This window comes from Streptomyces sp. NPDC056160 (assembly GCF_042268205.1).
In the GTDB taxonomy this organism is placed as follows: domain Bacteria; phylum Actinomycetota; class Actinomycetes; order Streptomycetales; family Streptomycetaceae; genus Streptomyces.
The window spans coordinates 1-22,500 of sequence record NZ_JBHJUW010000079.1 but is presented as its reverse complement, the minus strand read 5'-3'; the positions used below and the strand labels follow the sequence as shown (position 1 = coordinate 22,500).

The window sequence follows — 22,500 nt, the reverse complement described above, 5'->3', positions numbered from 1 at the left end:
CCCGAGAACGACCGCGGGCTCAGGCGCAAGCGCCGGCGCGAGGGCGGGCGCGAAATCGGGCCCCGGTGCGGGCTCGGACGCCGACGCGGGGGCGAGCACGGCCTCGGATGCTTATGCGGGGGCGAGCGGGGCCTCGGATGCTTACGCGGGGGCGAGCGCGGGCTCAGGGGCGGGTCGTGTTCCGAGGCCGAGCGCGGGGCGCCGGCAGCGCTCGCGCAGGACGGTGCCGGCGCCTATGGTCCCGGCGATGAGGACGCCGCCGATCACCAGCGCGCCCCTCGCGCCCACGGTCTGCATCAGCAGCCCGAGCAGCGGCGGGCCGACCAGGCTCCAGCCCGTGCTCGCGGTGCGCCACACGCCGAGGACGCGCCCCCGCATGTGCGGCGGCGGATCGGTCTGCAGGACCGTCGTACCGGCCGTGTCGGAGACCGACTCCACCACGGCCATCGGGGCGACGAGCAGCAGCAGGATCCACAGGGCCGGAGAGAGACCGGCGGCGATCTGCAGCACCGCGCCGGCCGCCGCGAGGGCGCCGACCAGGCGGACGGAGGGGCTGCGCAGGCGTCCGGCCAGCACCGCACCGGCGACGCCGCCGACGGCCAGGACGGTGGAGACCGTGCCGAACGCCCCGGCGGCCCCGCCCAGCGGACCGGTCACCAGCACCGCGAGGGTCAGTCCGTAGTTACGGCCGAAGACGCTGCTGATCGCGGTGATTGCGGCCAGGGCGACGAGCCGCGGACGGCGCAGGAAGAAGCCGAGTCCCTCGCGGGCGCCGGTGCCCCGCCGGGCCGGTGCCGGGGCGGCGGGCCGCCGCGGCGAGGCCGGTGCGGCCGGTACGGCGGGCGCCTCCTGCCCGGCTTCGGGGTGGGGGCGCAGGAAGGGGATCACCGCGGCGACGGCGAGGAAGGAGATGCCGTTGGCGGCGTACGCGGCTCCGGGCCCCCACCAGCTGACCACCACCCCGGCCAGAGCGGTGCCCCCCACCCGGCCCGCGCCGCTCACCACCGAGCCCAGCGCGATGGACGACGGCACGTCCTTCGGGGGGACGAGGTCGTTGCCGAGCAGGGCACAGGCGGGCGCGTCGACGGTGGCGATCAGCCCGGTGACGGCGGCGAGCACCATCAGGACGGGCACGGTCAGCTGATCGGTGAGGACGAGCGCGGCGGTCACGAAGCCGACCACGGCGAGCAGGGCCTGACTCAGCGACGCGGTGAGCCGCCGCGGCCAGGCGTCGACCGCCGCGCCGCCGACGAGTCCGAGCAGGAGACCGGGCGCGGCCTGCGCGGACAGGGACAGGCCGGTCGCGGCGGCGGAGCCGGTGAGGTGCAGGACCAGGAGGTTCTGGGCGGTCAGCTGCATCCAGGTGCCCGCATTGGACACCAGGTTGGCCGCCGACCACCAGCGCATGCTGTGGTGGCGCAGGGCCCGCCAGGGGGCACGGTCCTCTCCCCCGGCCGGGCGGCGCGCCGGCCGGCGGGGGGAGGGCAGGGCCACTCGGCGGGCAGCGGTCGCGGGCACGGGTGAGGAAGCAGAGGGGGAGGAAGCAGAGGGGGATGAAGCAGAGGGGGATGAAGCCACGGAAGGACGCTTTGCGTGAGAGACCGGACGACTTGCCGTGCTGTGCCGCCGGGGGCGGCTCGACGGTGAGACGTGGTCGGGCACAGCGGCTGCCCATCATCACAGACGGGACGGCACAGTCGGTGCGGGCGACGGCCCGCGCGGTCCGCGAGGGAGTCCAACTCGGCTCCGGAGCCGCCCGGTTGCGGGCGCGGTGGTGTTCCTCACAGGAAGCCGGGGGCGCGGGGCCCGTACCGTGCGCCGACCGGACCGGTCCCCCGTTCCGGTCCGCCCGCGCACGCGGTCCCCGCGTAACCCCGCGGCCCGTTGAACTTACGTGGCGCTTACGGGCGTCAAAACCGCGTCGGTGCCCTTTCGGGCAACCGGAGGACTCACCCGTGCACAGGTGAGTCCGTAATGCCCCTGTTGAGCCTCCCCGGCCCCTCGGATAAAGCCCCGTCCGGGGTCGGCTCAGCCCGGATCGAGCACCGTCCGGGGTCGGTCCCGCCCGGATCAAGCCCTTGCCCGGCGTCGGCTCCGCCCGAATACCGCCTGAGTTCAGCCGCGGGCGGGCCCGTCGAGGGACGGCGGGTCGAGGTCGCCCGCCGCCATCTGGGCCAGGACGACCTCGTAGAGGTCGCTGCCGACGGCCAGGAGCTGCCGTTCGAGGACCGGCTCCACACCGCGCACGTGTTCGCGCACGGTCTGCGCGTGCACGCCGAGCAGCTGGGCGGCCCGCTCGGCGTTGCCTCCGGCGGCCGTCCAGGCGCGCAGCGTGCCGCGCAGGTCCCGGGTGTCCGCCGCCAGGCGCCCGAGGAGTTCCCGCGCCCAGGTGCGCAGCGCCGGTCCGGTCAGCAGCTCGCCGAAGCCGGCCCGGTGGGCGCCCGCCACCGGGCCGGCGGCCGGTTCGGGGGCGATACCCGCCTGCGTGTTCAGGGCGAGGTGGACGGCGGCCCGGACGGTCAGCAGTGAGAAGTCCGCGCCGAGCAGTCCCTCCACGCGTTCCATCCGGGCGCGGACGGTGTTGCGGCTCACCCCGAGGATCCGCGCCGCGCTGACCGCGGTGAACTCCAGGCCCAGCCGGGTGGTGGCGACCAGTTCGGCGCGGGTGTGGTGGGCGAGGGCGTCCAGGGGGCGCAGCAGCCGTCCCGACCAGGCGCGCAGCGCCTCGTGGTCCATCAGGCGCTCGGGGTGGGTGCGCTCGGCGTACACGGCCGTACCGTCCGGGCGGAAGCGGGCGAGCGCGAGGGCGCTGATCGCCTGTCCGTAGGCCGTGGCCGTCCGGGCGAGGCTGTGCCGGACGCTGCCGCCGAGGAAGGTCCGCGGGCGTGCTCCGGCGAGCGCGCGCAGCTGCGGGCCGGTGGCCTCGGCGGGGGCGATGACGATGACGTGGCCGTCCACCGCCGGGCAGCGGACGACCAGGGCCTGCCCGCCGGTCGCGTCCAGGCACTCGGCGGTCAGCCGCTCGCGCTCGTCGCGGTGGGCCTCCAGGACGTAGACGTGCGCGGTGTCGGTGTCGAGCAGGCCGGGCCACAACCCCGCCGCCACCCGGCGGGCGGAGACGATGTCCTCCACCATCAGCAGTTGCAGGATGGCCAGGCGCAGGGCGGACGTGGCCTGTTCGAGGCGGCGTCCGGCCTCGCTGGTCTCGTCGGCCCGCAGCAGCAGTTCGACCACGCCTGCGGTGCGGGTGAGCATCTCCGCGGTCCGCCGGTCGAAGGGGGCGGCCCGGGACACGGCGAGCACACCGGCCGCGGGTTCCTGCGGGCGTCCCACGCGCACGGCGCGCACGTGGCGCCCCGCGTCCTGGAGCGCCGCCGAGGCGAACCGGCCCGCGAGGACGTCCGCGAGCACGTCGGCGGCAAGGGGCACCGGGGCTCCGGCGAGGAGGGTGCCCGCGCCGTCCAGGAGGCAGACCGTCCCGTGGGCGGCGGCGGCGAGCCAGGCCACCACCTTGCGCACGTCGCGCCCGGTCGGCCGCAGCTGGTCGAGGAGTTCCTCGGCCCACGTCGCGTGCCCGCTGTCCCGGCCGTCCGCCGGGACGGCCCCGTCCTGTCGGCCGGCCATGTCGGCGCTCTCCTCCCGCTTCGTACACCGCACTGACCTCGGCGTTCTTGGTCCGGGACGCTACCAGCGACCACTGTCGCCGTCCTGTGAAAGGCCGCCGCGTACGGGAGCGCACGACAGAGCCCGGACGGTAGGGGGCGGACGGGAGGGGGCGGCTTCGCCGGTGGGTCACGGGGGGGGGAGGTGAGCGACCGGCGAAGCCGCGCGCCCGGGGCCGGGGGGACAGCTCCCGAGCGGTGTACAGCTCTGGTTCCCCGCCTTTCGCCGAGTACGCCCACGAAACTCGCCGGATTCACGGGCCGCCCCGGGACGGTCCGCAGGGCCGCCGTCGCTCCCCCACGGCACCTGTACGGCGCGGTCCTGGTGGACGGCATAAGCTCGGCGGATGGCGAAGTACTTCGACGTGCACCCGGACAACCCCCAGCCGCGCGCGATCCGACAGGTCGCCGACGACCTGCGCGAGGACGCGTTGATCGCGTATCCGACCGACTCCTGCTACGCCCTGGGCTGCCGCCTGGGCAGCCGCGACGGCGTCGACCGGATCCGGGCGATCCGCCGCCTGGACAACCGGCACCACTTCACGCTGGTGTGCCAGGACTTCGCGCAGCTCGGCCAGTTCGTACGGATCGACAACGACGTGTTCCGCTCGATCAAGGCGGCCACACCCGGCAGTTACACCTTCATCCTGCCCGCGACACGTGAGGTGCCGCGCATGCTGCAGCACCCGAAGAAGAAGACCGTCGGGGTGCGCATCCCCGACCACGCGGTCACCCGGGCCCTGGTGGCGGAGCTGGGCGAGCCGCTGCTCTCCAGCACCCTGCTGCTGCCCGACGAGGACGAGCCGATGACGCAGGGCTGGGAGATCAAGGACCGGCTCGACCACGTGCTGGACGCGGTGGTCGACTCGGGCGACTGCGGCACCGAGCCGACCACCGTCGTCGACTTCTCCGGCGGGGAGGCCGAGATCGTCCGGCGGGGGGCCGGGGACACATCACGGTTCGAGTGAGTCCCGGTCCGAGCGAGCCCTCGATCCACTGAGCCCTCGATCCGCCGAGTCCCGGTCCGAGCGAGTCCTCCCCCGGTGAGTCCCGGTCCGGGTGAGACCCGCTCCCGCGTGGGCGGGGCCGTCGGCGCGGACGCGGACGGGGCGTGTCACCATGACCATGATCCGCCCGCCCCGCCTCCCGGCTCCGGACGCCCGGCCGGCCCCCCGGCTCCGTTCGGGCAGGGCGCCGCGGGCACCCCCCATGGCCGGTGACGCCCTCGCCGGCGAGCGCGTAGGAAGGCAGCTCCCCATGACCTCCGTACAGGGACAGGCCGTCGAGATCCCCACCGAGGACGGCACGGCAGACGCCTATCTGACCCACCCCGGGGACGGGCTCCCCCATCCGGCCGTCCTGTTCTACCCGGACGCGTTCGGCCCGCGTCCTCATGTCGAGGGCATGGCCGACCGGATCGCCGCGGCCGGTCACACGGTGCTGGTGCCCAACGTGTTCTACCGTCACGGGCGGGCGCCGGTCGTGGAGTTGCCGGAGTTCATCGACCTGTCCCAGCGCCCGGAGATCTTCGGCCGGTTCATTCCGCTCATGCAGTCCCTGACGCCGGAACTGACGCGGCGTGACGCGGGTGCGTACCTCCGGCTGCTCGCCGACCACCCGCTGGCGGCCGACGGGCCGGTGGCCGTGACGGGCTACTGCATGGGCGCCCGGCTGGCCCTGCTGACCGCGGGCGCGTACCCGGACCGGGTCGCGGCGGTCGCCGGGTTCCACGGCGGCGGACTGGCCACCGACACCTCCGACAGCCCGCACCTGGCCGCCGCGGACATCACGGCGGAGCTGTACTTCGGGCACGCGGACAACGATCCCTCGATGCCGCCCGAGCAGATGGAGCGCCTGGAGAACGCGCTCACCGAGGCGGGCCTCCGGCACCGCTGCGAGGTCTACCCGGGTGCCTCGCACGGCTTCACGCAGGCCGACACCGACGCCTACGACGCGAAGGCGGACGAACGGCACTGGACGGCCCTGCTCGACCTGCTGGGGCGCACCTTCGGGTGACCGACGGGCAGTCAGTTCGCCTGTACGGCCGGTCGATTGACAGGAAGGACCCGTACCCGCCTGCCGTGCGCGGTGCACCGGGTTGTTACGGTGCACCGCGTGTCTGACTCCTCACGCGATACCGTCGAAGGCGCCGGCTGGACCGACGCCGAACGCGGCACCTACGGCCGGCTGATGCCCGGCCGGGTCGAGAAACTGTCGTGGCTGAACCCCCGGACCCTGTGGGCCGCGCGCAACGGCGTGGCCGCTTCCTGGTTCGGGGACCCCACGGGGCAGACCCGTTCCCGCTGGGTCGCGCAGCGGGCGGCCGCCGGCGCCCCGGCGGACAAGGTGATCCGGCGCACGGAGGCGGACCGATTCTCCTTCATGGTCATCGGGGACACCGGCGAGGGCGGCGAGTCGCAGTACGCCGTCGTGCCGGGTTTCCTCAAGGCCTCTGAGGGCACGTCGTTCGCCGTGCTCGCCAGTGACGTGATCTACCCGGTCGGCCGCACGGACGACTACGGAGGGAAGTTCTTCCAGCCGTACCGCGACTATCCGGCGCCCATCTACGCGATACCCGGCAATCACGACTGGTACGAGGACCTCGGCGGTTTCATGCGCGTCTTCTGCGACGACGCCCCGCCGCTGCCGCCGGCGCCCCGTCCCCGTCCGGCGGGCCGTGCCTGGTGGCGGGCGCTGCTGTGGCACCGGCCCCGCCCGGCGGACGAACAACGGCTCGCCGAGGCGCGCGAGTTGCGCTCCGCGCCGGGCCAGCAGGCCGTCCAGCCGGGCCCGTACTGGGCGATCGACGCCGGTCCGGTGCGGATCGTCGGCATCGACACGGGTCTGCTCGGCACCCTCGACGCGGAGCAGGGCGCCTGGCTGCGGGAGGTGTCCCAGGGGCCCCGCCCGAAGATCCTCGTCACCGGTTCGCCGCTGTACGTGGACGGCGAGCACCATCCCTGCGCCATCGAGGGCGGCGGCACCGTCGACGACATCGTGCGCGACCCGGCCCACCACTACGTGGCGGCGATCGGCGGCGACATCCACAACTACCAGCGCTATCCGGTGGACGTGGACGGCCGCACCGTCCAGTACGTCGTCTCCGGTGGCGGCGGCGCGTTCATGCACGCCACGCACACCATCGCGCGGGTGTCGGTCGCCGGTGTCACCGAGTCCGACTTCCGGTGCTATCCGCTGCGCGGCGACTCCCTGGCGTTCTACAGCGCCCTCTACGGCCGGCGGCTGCGGCTGCGCCGCTTCTTCACGCTCACCGAGGCCCAGGGGATGGCCGTGATAGCCGAACGGCTGGGCATGCCGCCCACCCGCGCGCCGGGCGGCCCGGTCCGGGTCACCCGGCGGGTCCGCCTGGTCGCGAGCCTGCTGGGCGCCGGCCGCCGCCCGGACCGCCGTGCCCGCCTCCGCCTGCCGGTGCGCAAGATCTACACCCGGTTGTTCTCGCCGGGCTCGGTCACCTACAGCCCGCCGTTCTTCAAGTCGTTCCTGCGACTGGACGTCACCCCCGAGGAGGTCCGGCTGCGCTGCTTCGCGGCGACCGGCAACCGCGCGCAGGAGGTCGACCCGCCGGTCGAGGACGAGGTGGTCATCCCGCTGACCGCCGCCGTCTGAGCGGCCCCTGCCGGCGGGACATGCGTCACCGGCGGCCCGCCTCACCAGCGTCCGGTGCGCTGCCGGTGAGCGGTTCGCAGGGGCGGCCGTCCGCCTCCACCGGCACGTCGCCGCTCCGCATCACCCGGTGCGTGATCCGCGGGGAGCCGAGGCGGGCGTTGTCGCCGGGCACCAGGTGGACGGTGGCCAGGTTGCCGCAGAAGGCCACGCTGCCCGGCTCCCAGCGGAACCGGACCGGGCACTCGGCGCCGTACGGCCTGATCGAGGTACGTCTCCGGGAGGGCCCGTCATCCGCTCCGATGCCCCACAGCTCGCCCGTCACGTCCTGGGGGAGCTCGTGACGGGCTTCGCGGCGGACGGCGGCAGGGCCTCGCGCCGTGAACTCCCTGGTCCGGCGTTCCGCAACGCCGCAGGCGGGCCCTGCCGTGCTAGGGCCGCTCCGGCGGGGGTACCCGGCGCCGGTGGGCGCGGGCGGACGGTCCGGGCGAGGGCGAGGAGGTCCCAGGTGGGTACGGACGAGCGGCTGCGGGAGTATCGCGGCAAGCGCGACTTCGGGCGGACCCGGGAGCCGTCGGGCCGGCCGGACGGTGCCGGGTCCGGTCCCCGGTTCGTGGTGCAGATCCACGACGCCCGCCGGATGCACTTCGACTTCCGGCTGCAGGTGGACGACGTGCTGAAGTCCTGGTCGGTCCCCAAGGGCCCCTCCGGCGACCCGCACGACAAACGGCTCGCGGTGCCCACGGAGGACCATCCGCTGGAGTACGAGCACTTCGAGGGCGTGATCCCGAAGGGCGAGTACGGCGGCGGCACCGTGATCGTCTGGGACCGGGGCACGTACGAGCCGCTGAGCCACGACCGGCGGGGGCGGCCCGTGGACTTCGCCGAGTCGCTGGAGCGCGGGCACGCGACGTTCCGGCTGCACGGTGCCAAGCTGCACGGCGAGTACGCCCTCACCCGCTTCCGGGACGGCCGGGACGCCGGCGAGGAGGAGGCCTGGCTGCTGGTGAAGAAGGCCGAGGGACGCGCCCGGGACGGGCACGGCACCCCCGATCCGCGCCGGGCCCGCTCGGTGCGCACGGGCCGCACCCTGGCGCAGGTCGCCGCGGAGGGCGGCGAGGAGTGAGCGGGGCCGGCCGCGTCGGCCGCCGGGTCCCGCGCCCGCCGCGTGGCCGGCTCAGGGGCGGTGGGCGCGCAGGGCGGCCAGGGCGCGATCGGCGTGGGTGTTCACGCGCAGTTCGCTGCGGACGACCGCAAGGACGGTGCGGTCCTGTGCGATGACGAAGGTCACCCGTCTGGTCGGGGCAAGGGCCAGGCCGCGTCGCACGCCGAACCGTTCGCGGACGGTGCCGTCGGGGTCGGACAGCAGGGGCATGCCGAGGCCGTGCCGTCCGGTGAACTCCCGCTGGCGCTCGACCGGGTCCCCGCTGACGCCTACGGGCCGCGCGCCGGCCTCGGCGAACTCCGCGGCGAGATCCCGGAAGTGACAGGCCTGAGCGGTGCACCCGCGGGTCAGCGCGGCCGGGTAGAAGAACAGCACCACCGGTCCGTCGGCGAGCAGCGCGGACAGGGTCCTCGGGGTCCCGGTCTCGTCGGGCAGGGCGAAGTCCTCGACGGTGTCGCCCTCCCGCACCGCGCCGCGCCCGGTCATGCGGCGCGCTCCGCACCCCTGGCGACGCCACGGGCCCACAGGACGAGCGGGACTTGCAGGGGCAGCCGCCCGAAGGCCGCGGCCTGCTGCCGGGCGGGCCGGTGGCGCCGGTCCACCGCCATCTTCACGTTGGCGGGGAAGACGCCGACGAAGAAGGCGGCCGCGGCCAGCGCGGCGGCCTTCCGGGTCCGGGGCGCGGCGAGGCCCGCGGCCAGCGTGAGTTCGGCGACTCCGCTGGCGTACGTCCAGGCGCGGGGGGTGCCGGGCAGGGTGCGCGGGACGATCGCGTCGAACTGCCGGGGAGAGGCGAAGTGGGCGGCACCCGCGGTGGCCAGCAGGCCGGCCAGCAGCAGGGGGGAGCGTTCGGACCGGGACACGGTTCCTCCTTCAAGGACCTGCGCAGATCCGCGGCAGACCTGCGGCGCGATCCTACTGGAGAGTAGCTACGGCGGGGAGAGCGCGCCCGGCCGGTGGAAACAGCGCCCGAACAGGGGAAAGCGGCGCGCAGGGGGCGTGCGGCACGGCCCGGCCGTCGACACCTCAGCCGTGACCCTGCCACTGATCGCCCCCATGCTGGCCACGCCCGGCACCCTGCCGCCCGCCGCGCAGGACGCGCGCTGGGCGTACGAGACGAAACAGGACGGCCAGCGGGCCGTGGCGTACCTGCCGGGCGACGGGTCGGTGCTGCTGCGGGCCAGATCCGGTGAGGACATCACGGCCGCCTACCCCGAACTGGCTCCGCTCGGCCGGGCCCTGGGCGCCACGCCCGCCGTGCTGGACGGGGAGGTGCTGGCGCTGGACGAGGAGGGCCGCGCGAGCTTCCAGCTGCTCCAGGGCCGGATGGGGCTGGCCCACGCCCCCGCCGTGGCCGCGCGCCGGGCGGCGCGGGTCCCCGTCCACCTCGTGCTCTTCGACGTACTGCACCTGGGCCCCGACTCGTTGCTCGCCCTGCCCTATGTCCGGCGCCGGGAGCGGCTGGAGGCGCTGGACCTGCACGGCCCGTACTGGTCCACGCCCGCCGCCGTGGTCGGCCACGGTGCCCGCGCCCTGGCCGCCACCCGGGAGCACGGGCTGGAGGGGCTGGTCTGCAAGCGACTGGACTCGGTGTACGAGCCGGGGGTGCGCTCGCGCGCCTGGATCAAGATCCGCAACATGCGCACCGAGGACGTGCTGGTGGGCGGCTGGCTGCCCGGCAAGGGGCGGCTCACCGGTCTGCCGGGCGCCGTGCTGGTGGGCCAGCGCGGCGGCGGGAGGCTGCGGTACGTGGGCAGCGTGGGCACCGGCTGGAGCGAAGCCGAGCGGACGGAGCTGGCCGGACTGCTCGCCGCGCTGGCCACGGAGGTGTGCCCGTTCGAACCCGTCCCGGCCGCACGGGAGGCGCGCTGGGTCCTGCCCCGGCTGGTCGGCGAGGTGCGCTACAGCGTCCGTACCCGGGCGGGCATGCTGCGCCAGCCGTCCTGGCTGCGGCTGCGCCCCGATCTCGCCCCCGAGGACGCGGCGGCCGACCTGCCGGACGCCACGCGGCCGTGAGGCGCGCGCGGGGCCCGGGTCCTCAGGGCGTACGGAAGGTCTATCGTGTCCCGCATGTCCGTGCCCGAACTGATCCGTATCGTCTCCCGCGACTCGCCCATGGCGCTCGCTCAGGTGGAGCGTGTCCGCGCCGAGTTGGCCGTCCTGCACCCCGGTGTGCGCACCGAGGTGGTGCCGGTGAAGACCACCGGTGACAAGTGGCTGGGCGAGCTGGCGAAGGTCGAGGGCAAGGGGGCGTTCACCAAGGAGGTCGACGCCGCCCTGCTGGCCGGTGCGGCGGACCTCGCGGTGCACTGCCTGAAGGACGTGCCCGCGGACCGGCCGCTGCCGGCCGGCACCACGTTCGCCGCGTTCCTGAAGCGGGACGACATCCGCGACGCCCTCGTGCACCCCGGCGGGCTCACCCTGGACGAGCTGCCGCCCGGCACCAGGATCGGCACGTCGGCGGTGCGCCGGATCGCGCAGCTGGCCGCGTCCCACCCGCACCTGACCTGCGTGCCGTTCCGCGGCAACGCCAACCGGCGGCTGGAGAAGCTGGCGGCCGGTGAGGCGGACGCGCTGCTGCTGGCCGCGTCGGGGCTGGAGCGCATCGGACGGCAGGACGTCGTCAGCGAGGTGCTGTCCGCGGACGCGATGATGCCGCCGATCGGCGCGGGCATCCTCGCCCTGCAGTGCCGCGAGGACGACGACGAGCTGATCGGGGCGGTCAGCGGGCTCGGCGACGGCGACACCCACCGCGCGGCGAGCGCCGAACGCATGTTCCTGCACGTGTTGCAGGGCCACTGCAACAGCCCGATCGCGGGGTACGCGCAGGTGGACCGGAGCGGGGAACTGTCCCTGCGGGCATGTGTGTTCACCCCGGACGGCAAGACCCGGCTGAACGCCCACGAGTGGGCCGGCCGGCTGGACGCCGCGACGCTGGGGACCTCGGTCGCCGTGGCCCTGCTGCGTCAGGGCGCCCGCGACATCATCGACGGCATCCCCCACTGACACGAGGCCGGCGCTCCCCGAGGGCCGGCGCTGACCCAGAGGGCCGGCGCTGACCCAGAGGGCCGGCGCTGACCCAGAGGGCCGGCGCTGCCGCGAGGGTCCGGCGCGCGGAGCGTGCCGGGCCGCCGGGTCAGCCGGCGGCGCCCGGCTCCGCCTGGTCGCGCAGGAAGACGCTGACCTGGTGCGCCAGCCCGCCCTGTCCGCCCGGGCAGCACGCGCCCGCTCCGACGGGCCCCTCGTGCACGTCGACGCCGCCGCTCCACAGGCGGCGGTCGGTCCACTCGTCGTCCACGCGCAGCTGCACCTGGACGTCGACCCGGGTCAGGAACTCCTCGGGGCCGGCCGCGTACAGCACGGCGGTGGCCCGGCGCAGCGGGTGGACGTCGTAGCCCTCGATGAACTGGGAGTTGCGCCAGTCGACGAACGCGCCCTCCCCGTCGGGGCCGATCCGCACGTCGATCTGGCCGTCCTCCAGGTGGATGCCGAAGTGCTCCGTGCCGCGGTTCTCGACGGTGGCCCGGATGCGGAAGTACGTCAGTCCGTCGGCGGCGTCGTCACGTCCTCGGGGCGGCTCGGCCAGCTCCAGTCGGTGGACGCGGACGCGCAGGCCGGCATGCTCGTCGTACTCCTGCCAGTCCCCGACCACGTTCGGCTCGTACACGGTGCACCTCTCGACTACCAAGAGCTGCTTCCTATCTGTGCGCCGAGCGCACTGTCAAATGCACGTAATGCGCCGTGGCCAGGGAATTCCCGCGCTTTGATCGGTGATCAAGCCGTGCGCTGGAGAAATCCCCGGGCGGCCGCTCGCGGCGGCCGCCGCAAGCGTGCCGCACATCACGTCCGGCCGGGGTACCCCGTCACCGGGCCAGCCGGCCGACGAGGGCGGAGGCGGCGGCGACGCCGGCCGCGGCGGCCACCACGAGGACGGTGAAGTCGAGCGCCAGGTGCGAGGGGGTGCCGAGCAGCAGACCGCGCAGGGCGTCGACCTGGTAGCTGAGCGGGTTGACCTTGCTGACGACCTGGAGCCAGCCGGGCATGACGGTCACCGGGTACAGGGCGTTGGAGCCGAAGAACAGCGGCATGGTGATGGCCTGTCCGATGCCCATCAGGCGGTCGCGGTTGAGCACGATGCCGGCGATGGTCATGGACAGGCAGGAGAAGAACGCCGAGCCGAGGACCACGCCGGCCGCGACACCGAGCAGCCGGAGCGGGTTCCAGGTCATCGCCACCCCGAGCAGCGCGGCGATGACGACGACCACGAGGGCCTGGATCAGCGACTTCACCCCGGCGGCGAACGCCTTGCCGGTGACCAGCGCCGAGCGCGGCGTGGGCGTGACCAGCAGCTTGTTGAGGACGCCCGCGTCGCGCTCCCAGATGATCTGGATGCCGTAGAAGATGGCGATGAACATCGCGGACTGGGCGATGATGCCGGGCGCCATGAAGTCCAGGTAGGGCAGGCCGCCGGTCGGGATCGCGTGGATCCGGCTGAAGGTCTGGCCGAAGATCAGCAGCCACAGGGCGGGCTGGACGGCGCGGGTGTACAGCTCGGTGCGGTCGTGGCGCAGTTTCTGGAGCTCCACCGCGCACATGGCCGCGACGCGGGCGGGCAGCAGCCGCCAGCCCGCGCGGGCCCTCGGGGGTCGCACCAGCAGGCCGATGCCGTCCGCGAAAGCGGGGTCAGCCGACCCGGTGGGCGGTGCGGCGGGTGTTTCGGACATCGCGGAAATCTCCTGAGCTGTCGTCGAGGCCGCTGCCGGCCACGTCGCGGAAGACGTCCTCCAGGGTGGGCGGCGCGGCCGCGGCCGGGGCGCCCTCGGCGCGGCGCCGCTCGCCGAGCCCGTGCCGCAGCTCGGCCGGGGTGCCGAGCGCCCGGATCCGGCCGCGGTGCATCAGGCCGACGCGGTGGCAGTACTGGTCGGCCTCGTCCATGTAGTGCGTGGTGACCAGGACCGTCATGCCGGTGGCGGCGCGCACGGCGTTGATGTGCTCCCACACCCCGGTACGGGCGATGGGGTCCAGACCGATGGTCGGCTCGTCGAGGATCAGCAGGCGGGGCGCGCTGACCAGGGCCTGGGCCAGTTCGAGGCGGCGGACCATGCCTCCCGAGTAGGTCTTCGCCAGCCGGTCGGCGGCCTGCGTGAGGTCGACTGCGGCCAGTGCCTGGGCGACCCGTGCGGCGCGTTCACGGCGCGGGACGTCGAAGACGCGGGCGAAGAGGGTGACGTTCTCCCGGCCGGTGAGGGCGGCGTCGGCGGACAGCTGCTGGGGGACGTAGCCGAGCAGCCGGCGTACGGCCATCCGGTCGCGCGCCGGGTCGTGCCCGAAGACGCGGACCATGCCGGCCGGGACCGGCAGCAGGGTGGTGACGCAGCGGATGGCAGTGGTCTTGCCGGCGCCGTTCGGCCCGAGCAGCCCGAAGACCTCTCCCTGCCGCACGGCCAGGTCCAGACCGTCGACGGCCTTCGTCCCGCCGAAGGCGTAGGCGAGGCCGGTGCAGGTGACGGCGTCGGGGGGCGGGCCGGCATCGCGGGCCGGTGCGAGCTCGGGACCCGATCCACAAGCGCGCCCCGGTCCGGTCTCGGGAACCGGTCCGGTCTCCGGACCCCCTCCGGCGGCCTCGGGCACGGGCGGGTCTGTCATGGGCGGGTCTGTCATGGGCGGGTCCGTCATGCGCGGGTCCGTCATGGGCGGTCGGCCTCCTCACGCAGGTTCTCCATCAGGCCGCGCAGGGCCGGGATCGCCGCGCGCAGCGCGTCCCGGTCGCCCTGCTCCAGCCGGTCGAGCTGGTCGCGGACCAGGGCGGCGCGGCGCGTCCGCCAGTCCCTCAGCCGCGCCCCGGCCGCCTCGGTCAGCAGCAGGCGGGCGGCCCGGCGGTCGGCGGGATCCGTCCGCCGGACCAGCTGTCCGTCGCGGACCAGCTGGTTGACCAGCGTGGAGACGGAGTTGCCCGCCAGGTGCAGTTCCTTGGCCGCCTCCGTGACGCCGATACCGGGGCGGGACTCGACCAGGCGCAGCAGCTCGACCTCGGCGCCGCGCAGCCGGGTCACGGTCAGCCCGGCGCGCAGCCGGCGCCGGATCAGCCGCTGGAGCCCGACGAGGGCGTCGGCCAGTTCCTCGGCGTAGGCGTCCGGCTCCGGCGCCGGCTGCCGCTCGGGCGCCGGTGCCGGTTCTGCTTCCACGCTCCGACATTACCTCTGTCACAGAGGTAAGCATCCCCAAGGTTCGGTCAAGGTGAAAGCCGACGGGCACGGAACCGGAGCGGAATTCTTGTTTTCCGGCCCAGCACGCCCCTGGTTGGTTGAATGCGCAGATTTACTCCCGATAGAATTCTCCGGCCGTTCGGCGACGAATGAGAATCGCCCGGTCGCCTACCGTCACCGCATTCAAGGAATTGTTTCGGAATGGCCGGCCCCGGGAATCCGCATTTCAGTGCTTCGGACCGGAGGCACGCCCGTGGGAGCCGGCGCGCCGGGGCCCGACGCATTGCGAGCAAGACGTTGCCCCGCGCCTCCCGTGGTGTCCGTCCATCCAGCACCTGCTGAGGGAGGCGCAGCACATGCGTACCACCGGCAGAACGAAGACCCACCCGCACGACGACGCGCCCGACACCGCGGCGGCGTTCGAACGGCTCGCGGGACTGCCCGAGGGAGCCGAGCGCAAGGCGCTGCGGGACGACCTGGTCCAGGTGTGGCTGCCCATGGCCGAGCGGATCGCGGTCCGGTTCAGGGGACGCGGCGAGGCCCTGGAGGACCTGTACCAGGTGGCGGCGCTCGGCCTGGTCAAGGCCGTCGACCACTACGATCCGGCGCGCGGCTACGCGTTCGAGGCGTACGCGGTACCGACCGTCACCGGCGAGATAAAGCGGCACTTCCGCGACCACATGTGGACGCTGCACGTGCCGCGCCGGGTCCAGGACCTGCGCAACCGGGTGCGGCGGGCGGCCAAGGAACTGGCGCAGACGACGCCGGGCCGGGCACCCACCGTCGAGGAGATCGCCGCGTACACGCACCTGAGCGTGAGCGACGTGCGCACCGGCATGGAGGCGCTGGACTGCTTCGCCGCACTGTCGCTGGAGGCGGAGGTCCCCGGCACGGACGGTTACGCGCTAGGCGACGGCCTCGGTGAGCCCGACCCGCGCTACGACCTCGTGGTGGACCGGGTGGCCGTGCGGCCCTGCCTGGAGGCGCTGCCCGAACGCGAGCGCATGATCCTCTACCTGCGGTTCTTCGGGGGCATGACACAGAGCCGGATCGCCCAGCAGCTCGGCATCTCGCAGATGCACGTCTCGCGGCTGCTGAGCGGGTGCTTCGCCCAGTTGCGTGAGGAGCTGCTCGCCGAGACCGGCTGACCGGCCTGCCGGGGACCCACCGGTGCCGTTTCGGCGGTACGCGGAGGGTACTCGGCAGGCGCCCTTGGGGGTTCCGGTCGGACACTGGTGACAGACCGGTGGCCACCGGTCGACGAGACCAGGACGTGCCATGAACCACGACACGACATCCGCCCGACCCATGACCGGCCCCGTCTCCACGCAGACGGTGTGCGGCGCGCCCTGCTGGGTCAGCCTGACCAGCCGCGACCTGGAGGCCACGGAGGACTTCTACCGGGCCGTGCTCGGCTGGGAATGGCGTTCGGCCAAGCTCGGCGACCGCTTCCGCATCGCGCTCGCCGACGGCGCGCCGGTCGCGGGGATCGCGGCGGTGGCGGCCATGTGGCAGATGGCCGTGGCCTGGACCCCGTACTTCGCGGTGCCCAGCGCCGACCGGGCCGTCTCCCGGGTGCAGGAGCGCGGCGGCACGTCGGCGGTCGGCCCGATCTCCCTGCCGCCCGGCCGGGCGGCGCTGCTCGCCGACCGGGACGGGGCGACCTTCGGGATCTGGGAGGGCGAGCTGTTCACCGACTGGGAGACGTGGCGCAAGGCCGCGCCCGCCTTCATCCGGCTGCACACGCGCGACGCGTTCGACGCGGCGATCTTCTACGGCGAGGTCCTGGACTGGGCCTCGGAGCGGCCCGGCTGCTGCGAGGTCCGCTACGAGGGGAACGAGGTCGTCCTGCGCAGCCACGGGGAGGTCGTCGCCCGGATCGAGTCGGGAGCCCTGGAGGCGGCGCCCGACCCCACCATCCGGCCGCACTGGCAGATCCACTTCCGGGTCGCCGACGTCGCCGCGTGTGCCCGGACCGCGGAGAGTCACGGCGGCAGTGTCCTGCGCGAGGGCGCCGAGGAGGCCGTGCTGCGCGACCCGGACGGCGCGCAGTTCACGGTGACGTCCCGCAGGGAAGCCTGACCGCCGCCCCCGGTCGCACACCGCGGCCCCGCCCCTCTCTGCGACGGATCGAGGCGAGGGGCGGGGCCGCGGTGTGCGGGTGGGTCAGCGGGCCGTCCTCGGGGGCCGGGAGAGCAGGACCAGGCTGCGCGGCTGCACGCTGAGGTCGCCGGAGGCCTTGTGCTCGGCCTCGTCCGGCGGGCCCTGGGGCTCGGCGGTGTCGATGAGGGTGGTCCAGCGCTCGCCGTAGGCGCCGCCGGGCAGGCGGAAGTCGACCGGTTCCCAGTAGCCGTTGAGCAGCAGCAGGAACGAGTCGTCGACCACGGGCCGGCCCTGCGGGTCGGGCTCGGCGATGGCGTCGCCGTTGAGGAAGACCATGACGGAGTGCGCGTCGGAGCGCTGCCAGTCCTCCTCGGCCATCTCCCGGCCGTCCGGCAGCATCCACACCAGGTCGGGCAGCGGCTGGTCGTCACGGGTGGCCGTCTCGCCCTGGAAGAAACGGCGCCGGCGCAGCACGGGGTGGGCGGTGCGCAGGCCGATGACGTACCGGGTGAAGTCCGCCAGCTCCCGCTGCTCGCGGGTCAGCCGCCAGTCGATCCAGGAGACCTCGTTGTCCTGGCAGTAGGCGTTGTTGTTGCCGACCTGGGTGCGGCCGAGTTCGTCACCGTGGCAGAGCATGGGGATGCCCTGGGAGAGCAGCAGGGTGGCGATGAAGTTGCGTTGCTGACGCGCCCGCAGTTCCAGGACCGCCGGGTCGTCGGTGTCGCCCTCGGCCCCGCAGTTCCAGGACCGGTTGGTGTTCTCGCCGTCCCGGTTGCCCTCGCCGTTGGCCTCGTTGTGCTTGTCGTTGTACGACACCAGGTCGCGCAGCGTGAAACCGTCGTGCGCGGTCACGAAGTTGACGCTCGCGCGCGGGCGGCGCCTGTTGTGCGCGTACAGGTCCGAGGAGCCGGTCAGCCGGGACGCGAAGTCGCCGAGCGTGTGCTCCTCGCCGCGCCAGAAGTCCCGTACGGCGTCCCGGTACAGTCCGTTCCACTCCGACCAAAGCGGCGGGAAGTTGCCCACCTGGTAACCGCCCTCGCCGACGTCCCAGGGCTCCGCGATCAGCTTGACCCTGCTGATCACCGGGTCCTGCTGGATCAGGTCGAAGAACGCGGAGAGCCGGTCCACCTCGTGGAACTGCCGTGCCAGGGTGGCCGCGAGGTCGAAGCGGAAGCCGTCGACGCGCATCTCGGTGACCCAGTACCGCAGCGAGTCCATGATCAGCTGGAGTACGTAGGGGTGGCGCATCAGCAGGCTGTTGCCGGTGCCCGTGGTGTCGTAGTAGTGCGCCCAGTCGCCGTCGACCAGGCGGTAGTACGAGGAGTTGTCGATGCCCCGGAAGGACAGCGTCGGGCCCTTCTGGTTGCCCTCGGCGGTGTGGTTGTAGACCACGTCGAGGATCACTTCGAGGCCGGCCGCGTGCAGCGCCTTGACCATCGCCTTGAACTCGGCGACCTGCTGGCCGCGGGTGCCGTGGGCGGCGTAGTCGTTGTGCGGCGCGAAGAAGCCGATCGTGTTGTAGCCCCAGTAGTTGGACAGGCCGCGGCCCTGGAGCACGCCGTCGTGGACGAACTGGTGGACCGGCATCAGTTCGACGGCCGTCACACCCAGCGAGGTCAGGTGCTCGACGATCGCGGGGTGCGCCAGCCCGGCGTACGTGCCGCGCAGTTCCGGCGGGACGTCGGGGTGGGTGCGGGTCAGGCCGCGCACGTGGGCCTCGTAGATCACCGTGTCGGCGTAGGCCCGCCGGGGCGGGCGGTCCCCGCCCCAGTCGAAGGCCGGGTCGGTGACCACGCCGAGCAGGGTGTGCCCGGCGCTGTCGGCCGGGTCGGGGCCGTGCGGGGCGCGCTCGTAGAGCGAGGGGTGCTCGTCCATCCGCCCGTCCACCGCCCTGGCGTAGGGGTCCAGGAGCAGCTTCCTGGGGTTGCAGCGGTGGCCGGCGGCCGGGTGCCAGGGGCCGTGCACCCGGTAGCCGTAGCGCTGGCCCGGTCCGACACCGGGCAGGTACCCGTGCCACACGAACCCGTCGGCCTCGGTCAGCGGCACCCGGCGGTGGGCGCCGGCGTCGTCGACGAGGACGAGTTCGACGTGGTCGGCGACCTCGCTGAACAGGGCGAAGTTGGTGCCCTCTCCGTCGTACGCGGCCCCCAGTGGGTAGGGGTACCCGCTCCACACGGGCACCCCTTTTCCGCTCTTTGCGCGGCTCGTGCGCCGGGTCACCGGGCCCCCTCCAGAACGCCCTCGGGCCGGCTGAGCGGCGAGGCGAGCGCGGCGACCGGCAGCGCACGGGGCGGCTTCAGGCCCTCGCGCAGGGTCGGGGCCGGGGCCTTCGCGACCAGCGGGACACGTACCCCGGCGCGGGCCCGCTGCGAGAACCAGATGATCTTGCTGCCGGTCTCGGCGGCGCAGCAGCCCCAGCCGTCGCTCGTCGCCGCGATGCGGGCCAGGCAGCTGCGCAGGTCCTGGTCGGGGCGCAGGTCGTGGTTGTTCTCCCCGACCGCGGTGATGAGGTGCTGGCCGGTCCACCACATCTCGATGGACGTGTGCTTGTCCCGTGCGTGCTCGTCGATGGCTTTCAGCAGCATCTCGGCGCCGCCGCACACGGGGTCGACGAGGTCCTCCAGGTCCCAGAACCGGAGGTGAGCGGCCAGGATGCGCCTGACCTGTCCGACCCGTTCGGGGCTGACTTCCACGTCGAGGTGGTAGTAGCAGGGCACTGCTGTCTTCATCGTCGTTCGCTCCTCACCGGCGAGGCCCGCGCTCCTTTTCCGCCCTTGCGGGCCGGATCCCCGAGCACGAAGCGTGAGCATGTTTTGCCTCTGAGTCAGATCCACACTGCGGGCACTACGCCATTCGTGCAACACGAGCGGGTGGTGCACGGACGGCGCACGGGCGGCGATCCGGAAGAGTGAGCTGGTTGAAGATCCAACAGGACGGTATGTCGTTGAACGTGCACCATGAGTGAAAGTCTCGAGCGCCGTGAACGGGACCGCGTGCCTTCGCGTGCGCGGTCACCGCCCCGATCGTCGGGGAAACGTGCCCATCGAGCGCTCCCGAAAGGTGGAACGGCGCCATGCTGCTACCTGCCAAAGCCGAAGTCGCCCGGCATCTGCGGCACTACCGGTCGTGGGAACGCGCGATGCTCGCGTCTCCCGACGACCGCCGGGTGCGCGCCACCTTCGAGGACGCGGGCTACACGCTGTGCGTGCTGATGGGCAAGCGCTGCGCGCGGGAGGCGGCGGACGCCGCGGAGCGCTACCTGCGGACCACTCTCGTCACCTATCTGCGGGAGCAGGGCGCCGGCCGGCCGCACGTGGGCGTCGTCGCCCGGCGGGGCCGGCGCGGGGCCGGGGAGCGGCGCCGGGCCGAGGACCGGCTGACGGCGAAGGACCGGCGCTCCCCCGCCGGGACGTAGGGCTCACGCCCTCCCCCGCGCCGTCCCGCGAGGCGACACCGTTCCGAGAGCCCCCATGGGGGGCACCGCTGCGGGAAGCGTTCCGCGAGGCGGCGCCGCTTCGAGAAGCATCGAGCAGTACCTGGTTCCCGGCCGGGCGTCAGCCCGGCCTCAAGCACGGTGGAGGTGACACCCATGAGTTCGACCCCGAGTCATACCCGGGCCATCGGCCGCATCCCCGTGCGGGACGTGCGCCCGGCCGTGGAGAGCGGCAGGCGACCGGCCAAGGCGGTGGTGGGCGAGACGTTCCAGGTCACCGCCACCGTGTTCCGCGAGGGCCATGACGCGGTCGCGGCGAACGTGGTCCTGCGCGACCCGCAGGGGCGGCCGGGCCCGTGGACGCCGATGCGCGAGCTGGCGCCCGGCACCGACCGCTGGGGCGCCGAGGTCACGCCGGGCGCGACCGGACGCTGGGCCTACCACGTGGAGGCCTGGAGCGATCCCGTCGCCACCTGGCGCCACACGGCCCACATCAAGGTTCCGGCCGGGATCGACGCCGGGCTGGTGCTGGAGGAGGGCGCGGACCTGCACGCGCGGGCGGCGGCCGGGGTGCCCGAGGGGCCCGAGCGGGACACCGTGCTGGCCGCCGTCCGGGTGATGAACGACGACGCGCTGCCGGTGATGACCCGGTGGGCGGCGGCGTTGACGCCGGAGGTGGACGCGGTCCTGGCCCGCCACCCCCTGCGCGAGCTGGTCACCGCCTCGGACCCGCTGCCCCTCCAGGTCGAACGCGAGCGCGCCCTCTACGGCGCCTGGTACGAGTTCTTCCCCCGCTCCGAGGGCACCGCGGAAGAACCCCACGGCACCCTGCGCACCGCCGAACGCCGCCTGCCCGCCATCGCCGCCATGGGCTTCGACGTCGTCTACCTCCCCCCGATCCACCCCATCGGCACCACCCACCGCAAAGGCCGCAACAACACCCTCACCGCCACCCCCGACGACGTCGGCGTCCCCTGGGCCATCGGCTCACCCGAGGGCGGCCACGACGCCCTCCACCCCCGCCTGGGCACCCTCGACGACTTCGACCACTTCGTACACCGCGCCCGCGACCTCGGCCTGGAGACCGCCCTCGACTTCGCCCTCCAGTGCTCCCCCGACCACCCCTGGGTCGGCAAACACCCCCAGTGGTTCCACCACCGCCCCGACGGCACCATCGCCCACGCCGAGAACCCGCCCAAGAAGTACCAGGACATCTACCCCGTCGCCTTCGACGCCGACATGGACGGCATCGTCACCGAGACGGTCCGCATCCTGCGCCACTGGATGGACCACGGGGTACGCATCTTCCGCGTCGACAACCCCCACACCAAACCCGTCGTCTTCTGGGAACGCGTCATCGGCGAGATCAACACCACCGACCCCGACGTCGTCTTCCTCGCCGAGGCCTTCACCCGCCCCGCGATGATGCACACCCTCGCCCAGATCGGCTTCCAGCAGTCCTACACCTACTTCACCTGGCGCAACACCAAGCAGGAACTCACCGACTACCTCACCGAACTGACCGGGGAAGCCGCCGCCTACATGCGGCCCAACCTGTTCACCAACACCCCCGACATCCTCCACGCCTACCTCCAGCACGGCGGCCGCCCCGCCTTCGAGGTCCGCGCCGTCCTCGCCGCCACCCTCTCCCCCTCCTGGGGCATCTACAGCGGCTACGAACTCTGCGAGAACACCCCCCTCGAAGAAGGCGGCGAGGAATACCTCGACTCCGAGAAGTACCAGCTCAAACCCCGCGACTGGGCAGCCGCCGAACGCGAGGGCCGCACCATCGCCCCCCTCATCACCCGCCTCAACGACATCCGCCGCCGCCACCGGGCGCTCCACCACCTGCGCAACCTGCGCTTCCACGCGACCGACAACGACACCGTGCTCGCCTACAGCAAGAGCACGGATGAGGACACGGTCGTCGTGGTCGCCAATCTCGACCCGCACCACACCCAGGAGGCCACGGTCTCGTTGGACATGCGGCACCTCGGCCTGGACCCGCACGCGTCCACGTCCGTGCTCGACGAACTGACGGGTGAGACCTACCACTGGGGCAGGACCAACTACGTGCGACTCGACCCCGGACACCGTCCCGCGCACGTGCTCCATGTCCAGCGACCGTCCACCCCGCCGCAGATCGGAGGGCCTCCCGCGCCATGACAGTCAACGAGCCCGTCCCCGACATCTTCGAGGACGCCCCGGCCAGGGACCGCGACCCGGAGTGGTTCAAACGTGCCGTCTTCTACGAGGTCCTGGTCCGCTCCTTCCAGGACAGCAACGGTGACGGCATCGGCGACCTGA

21 protein-coding genes are annotated in these 22,500 nt (G+C 73.5%); 10 read left to right on the top strand and 11 right to left on the bottom strand.

The annotated features are described in order from the left end of the window. Positions 1-141 precede the first annotated feature (141 nt). On the bottom strand, positions 142-1,407 hold the full coding sequence (locus tag ACFC02_RS26175; RefSeq protein WP_376361934.1) for an MFS transporter: 1,266 nt from the start codon (positions 1,405-1,407) through the stop codon (positions 142-144). 708 nt (positions 1,408-2,115) lie between these two features. Continuing rightward, positions 2,116-3,624: a helix-turn-helix domain-containing protein gene (locus tag ACFC02_RS26170; RefSeq protein ID WP_376361894.1), complete on the bottom strand. Its 1,509-nt coding sequence runs from the start codon at positions 3,622-3,624 to the stop codon at positions 2,116-2,118. Between the two features lie 385 nt (positions 3,625-4,009). Here ACFC02_RS26170 and ACFC02_RS26165 point away from each other — a divergent pair, with 385 nt between their 5' ends. The 3 genes from ACFC02_RS26165 to ACFC02_RS26155 all read left to right on the top strand — a co-directional run bounded on the left by ACFC02_RS26165 (position 4,010) and on the right by ACFC02_RS26155 (position 7,289). Next, positions 4,010-4,630: an L-threonylcarbamoyladenylate synthase gene (locus ACFC02_RS26165; RefSeq protein ID WP_376361891.1), complete on the top strand. Its 621-nt coding sequence runs from the start codon at positions 4,010-4,012 to the stop codon at positions 4,628-4,630. Between the two features lie 289 nt (positions 4,631-4,919). Beyond that, complete coding sequence (locus ACFC02_RS26160) at positions 4,920-5,678, top strand: dienelactone hydrolase family protein (protein ID WP_376361888.1); 759 nt, start codon at positions 4,920-4,922, stop codon at positions 5,676-5,678. Between the two features lie 99 nt (positions 5,679-5,777). Next, a complete protein-coding gene (locus ACFC02_RS26155) occupies positions 5,778-7,289 on the top strand; it encodes a metallophosphoesterase family protein (RefSeq protein WP_376361886.1) in 1,512 nt (503 codons plus the stop codon). A 25-nt stretch (positions 7,290-7,314) separates the two neighbouring features. Here the strand turns inward: ACFC02_RS26155 and ACFC02_RS26150 are convergent, their stop codons facing one another. Next, positions 7,315-7,611, bottom strand: coding sequence for a hypothetical protein (locus ACFC02_RS26150; RefSeq protein WP_376361883.1), 297 nt, complete (start codon positions 7,609-7,611; stop codon positions 7,315-7,317). A gap of 183 nt (positions 7,612-7,794) precedes the next feature. Here ACFC02_RS26150 and ACFC02_RS26145 point away from each other — a divergent pair, with 183 nt between their 5' ends. After that, entirely contained in the window at positions 7,795-8,412 is a 618-nt protein-coding gene (locus ACFC02_RS26145) for a DNA polymerase ligase N-terminal domain-containing protein (protein WP_376361880.1), read from the top strand. A gap of 51 nt (positions 8,413-8,463) precedes the next feature. Here ACFC02_RS26145 and ACFC02_RS26140 read toward each other — a convergent pair whose 3' ends face one another. Next, a complete protein-coding gene (locus tag ACFC02_RS26140; protein ID WP_376361877.1) occupies positions 8,464-8,937 on the bottom strand; it encodes a peroxiredoxin in 474 nt (157 codons plus the stop codon). Further along, the gene (locus tag ACFC02_RS26135; RefSeq protein ID WP_376361874.1) at positions 8,934-9,314 is read right to left on the bottom strand and encodes a DoxX family protein; all 381 of its coding nucleotides are present in this window, start codon (positions 9,312-9,314) and stop codon (positions 8,934-8,936) included. The genes ACFC02_RS26140 and ACFC02_RS26135 overlap by 4 nt, the downstream gene beginning before the upstream one ends. 169 nt (positions 9,315-9,483) lie before the next feature. On the opposite strand from ACFC02_RS26135, the gene ACFC02_RS26130 reads away from it, so the two are divergent. Then, positions 9,484-10,467, top strand: a complete 984-nt coding sequence (locus ACFC02_RS26130) for an ATP-dependent DNA ligase (protein ID WP_376361872.1) — start codon at positions 9,484-9,486, stop codon at positions 10,465-10,467. 54 nt (positions 10,468-10,521) lie between these two features. Further along, positions 10,522-11,457 (top strand): hydroxymethylbilane synthase, encoded by a 936-nt coding sequence (gene hemC / locus ACFC02_RS26125; protein ID WP_360979648.1) that lies wholly within the window; start codon positions 10,522-10,524, stop codon positions 11,455-11,457. 130 nt (positions 11,458-11,587) lie between these two features. Here the strand turns inward: hemC and ACFC02_RS26120 are convergent, their stop codons facing one another. The 4 genes from ACFC02_RS26120 to ACFC02_RS26105 all read right to left on the bottom strand — a co-directional run bounded on the left by ACFC02_RS26120 (position 11,588) and on the right by ACFC02_RS26105 (position 14,636). Further along, positions 11,588-12,118 (bottom strand): hypothetical protein, encoded by a 531-nt coding sequence (locus ACFC02_RS26120; RefSeq protein WP_360979646.1) that lies wholly within the window; start codon positions 12,116-12,118, stop codon positions 11,588-11,590. A 196-nt stretch (positions 12,119-12,314) separates the two neighbouring features. Then, a complete protein-coding gene (locus tag ACFC02_RS26115) occupies positions 12,315-13,175 on the bottom strand; it encodes an ABC transporter permease (RefSeq protein WP_376361867.1) in 861 nt (286 codons plus the stop codon). After that, entirely contained in the window at positions 13,135-14,142 is a 1,008-nt protein-coding gene (locus ACFC02_RS26110) for an ATP-binding cassette domain-containing protein (RefSeq protein WP_376361864.1), read from the bottom strand. The genes ACFC02_RS26115 and ACFC02_RS26110 overlap by 41 nt, the downstream gene beginning before the upstream one ends. Next, the gene (locus tag ACFC02_RS26105; protein ID WP_376361861.1) at positions 14,139-14,636 is read right to left on the bottom strand and encodes a MarR family winged helix-turn-helix transcriptional regulator; all 498 of its coding nucleotides are present in this window, start codon (positions 14,634-14,636) and stop codon (positions 14,139-14,141) included. The genes ACFC02_RS26110 and ACFC02_RS26105 overlap by 4 nt, the downstream gene beginning before the upstream one ends. 377 nt (positions 14,637-15,013) lie before the next feature. Here ACFC02_RS26105 and ACFC02_RS26100 point away from each other — a divergent pair, with 377 nt between their 5' ends. Then, complete coding sequence (locus tag ACFC02_RS26100; protein ID WP_360979633.1) at positions 15,014-15,805, top strand: SigB/SigF/SigG family RNA polymerase sigma factor; 792 nt, start codon at positions 15,014-15,016, stop codon at positions 15,803-15,805. Between the two features lie 130 nt (positions 15,806-15,935). Further along, positions 15,936-16,739 (top strand): VOC family protein, encoded by an 804-nt coding sequence (locus ACFC02_RS26095; protein ID WP_376361857.1) that lies wholly within the window; start codon positions 15,936-15,938, stop codon positions 16,737-16,739. 84 nt (positions 16,740-16,823) lie between these two features. On the opposite strand, the gene glgX is transcribed toward ACFC02_RS26095, so the two are convergent. Together glgX and ACFC02_RS26085 are read right to left on the bottom strand one after the other, a co-directional pair. Next, the gene (gene glgX, locus ACFC02_RS26090) at positions 16,824-18,935 is read right to left on the bottom strand and encodes a glycogen debranching protein GlgX (protein ID WP_376361854.1); all 2,112 of its coding nucleotides are present in this window, start codon (positions 18,933-18,935) and stop codon (positions 16,824-16,826) included. A gap of 41 nt (positions 18,936-18,976) precedes the next feature. Beyond that, complete coding sequence (locus ACFC02_RS26085; RefSeq protein WP_360979624.1) at positions 18,977-19,489, bottom strand: pep a2; 513 nt, start codon at positions 19,487-19,489, stop codon at positions 18,977-18,979. Positions 19,490-19,833: 344 nt separating this feature from the next. Between ACFC02_RS26085 and ACFC02_RS26080 the strand changes: the two genes are divergently transcribed. Together ACFC02_RS26080 and ACFC02_RS26075 are read left to right on the top strand one after the other, a co-directional pair. Further along, on the top strand, positions 19,834-20,175 hold the full coding sequence (locus ACFC02_RS26080; RefSeq protein WP_360979621.1) for a DUF5133 domain-containing protein: 342 nt from the start codon (positions 19,834-19,836) through the stop codon (positions 20,173-20,175). A gap of 174 nt (positions 20,176-20,349) precedes the next feature. Further along, positions 20,350-22,359 carry an alpha-1,4-glucan--maltose-1-phosphate maltosyltransferase gene (locus ACFC02_RS26075; protein ID WP_376361851.1) on the top strand — a complete coding sequence of 670 codons (2,010 nt, stop codon included), beginning with the start codon at positions 20,350-20,352 and terminating at the stop codon, positions 22,357-22,359. Positions 22,360-22,500: the final 141 nt, after the last annotated feature.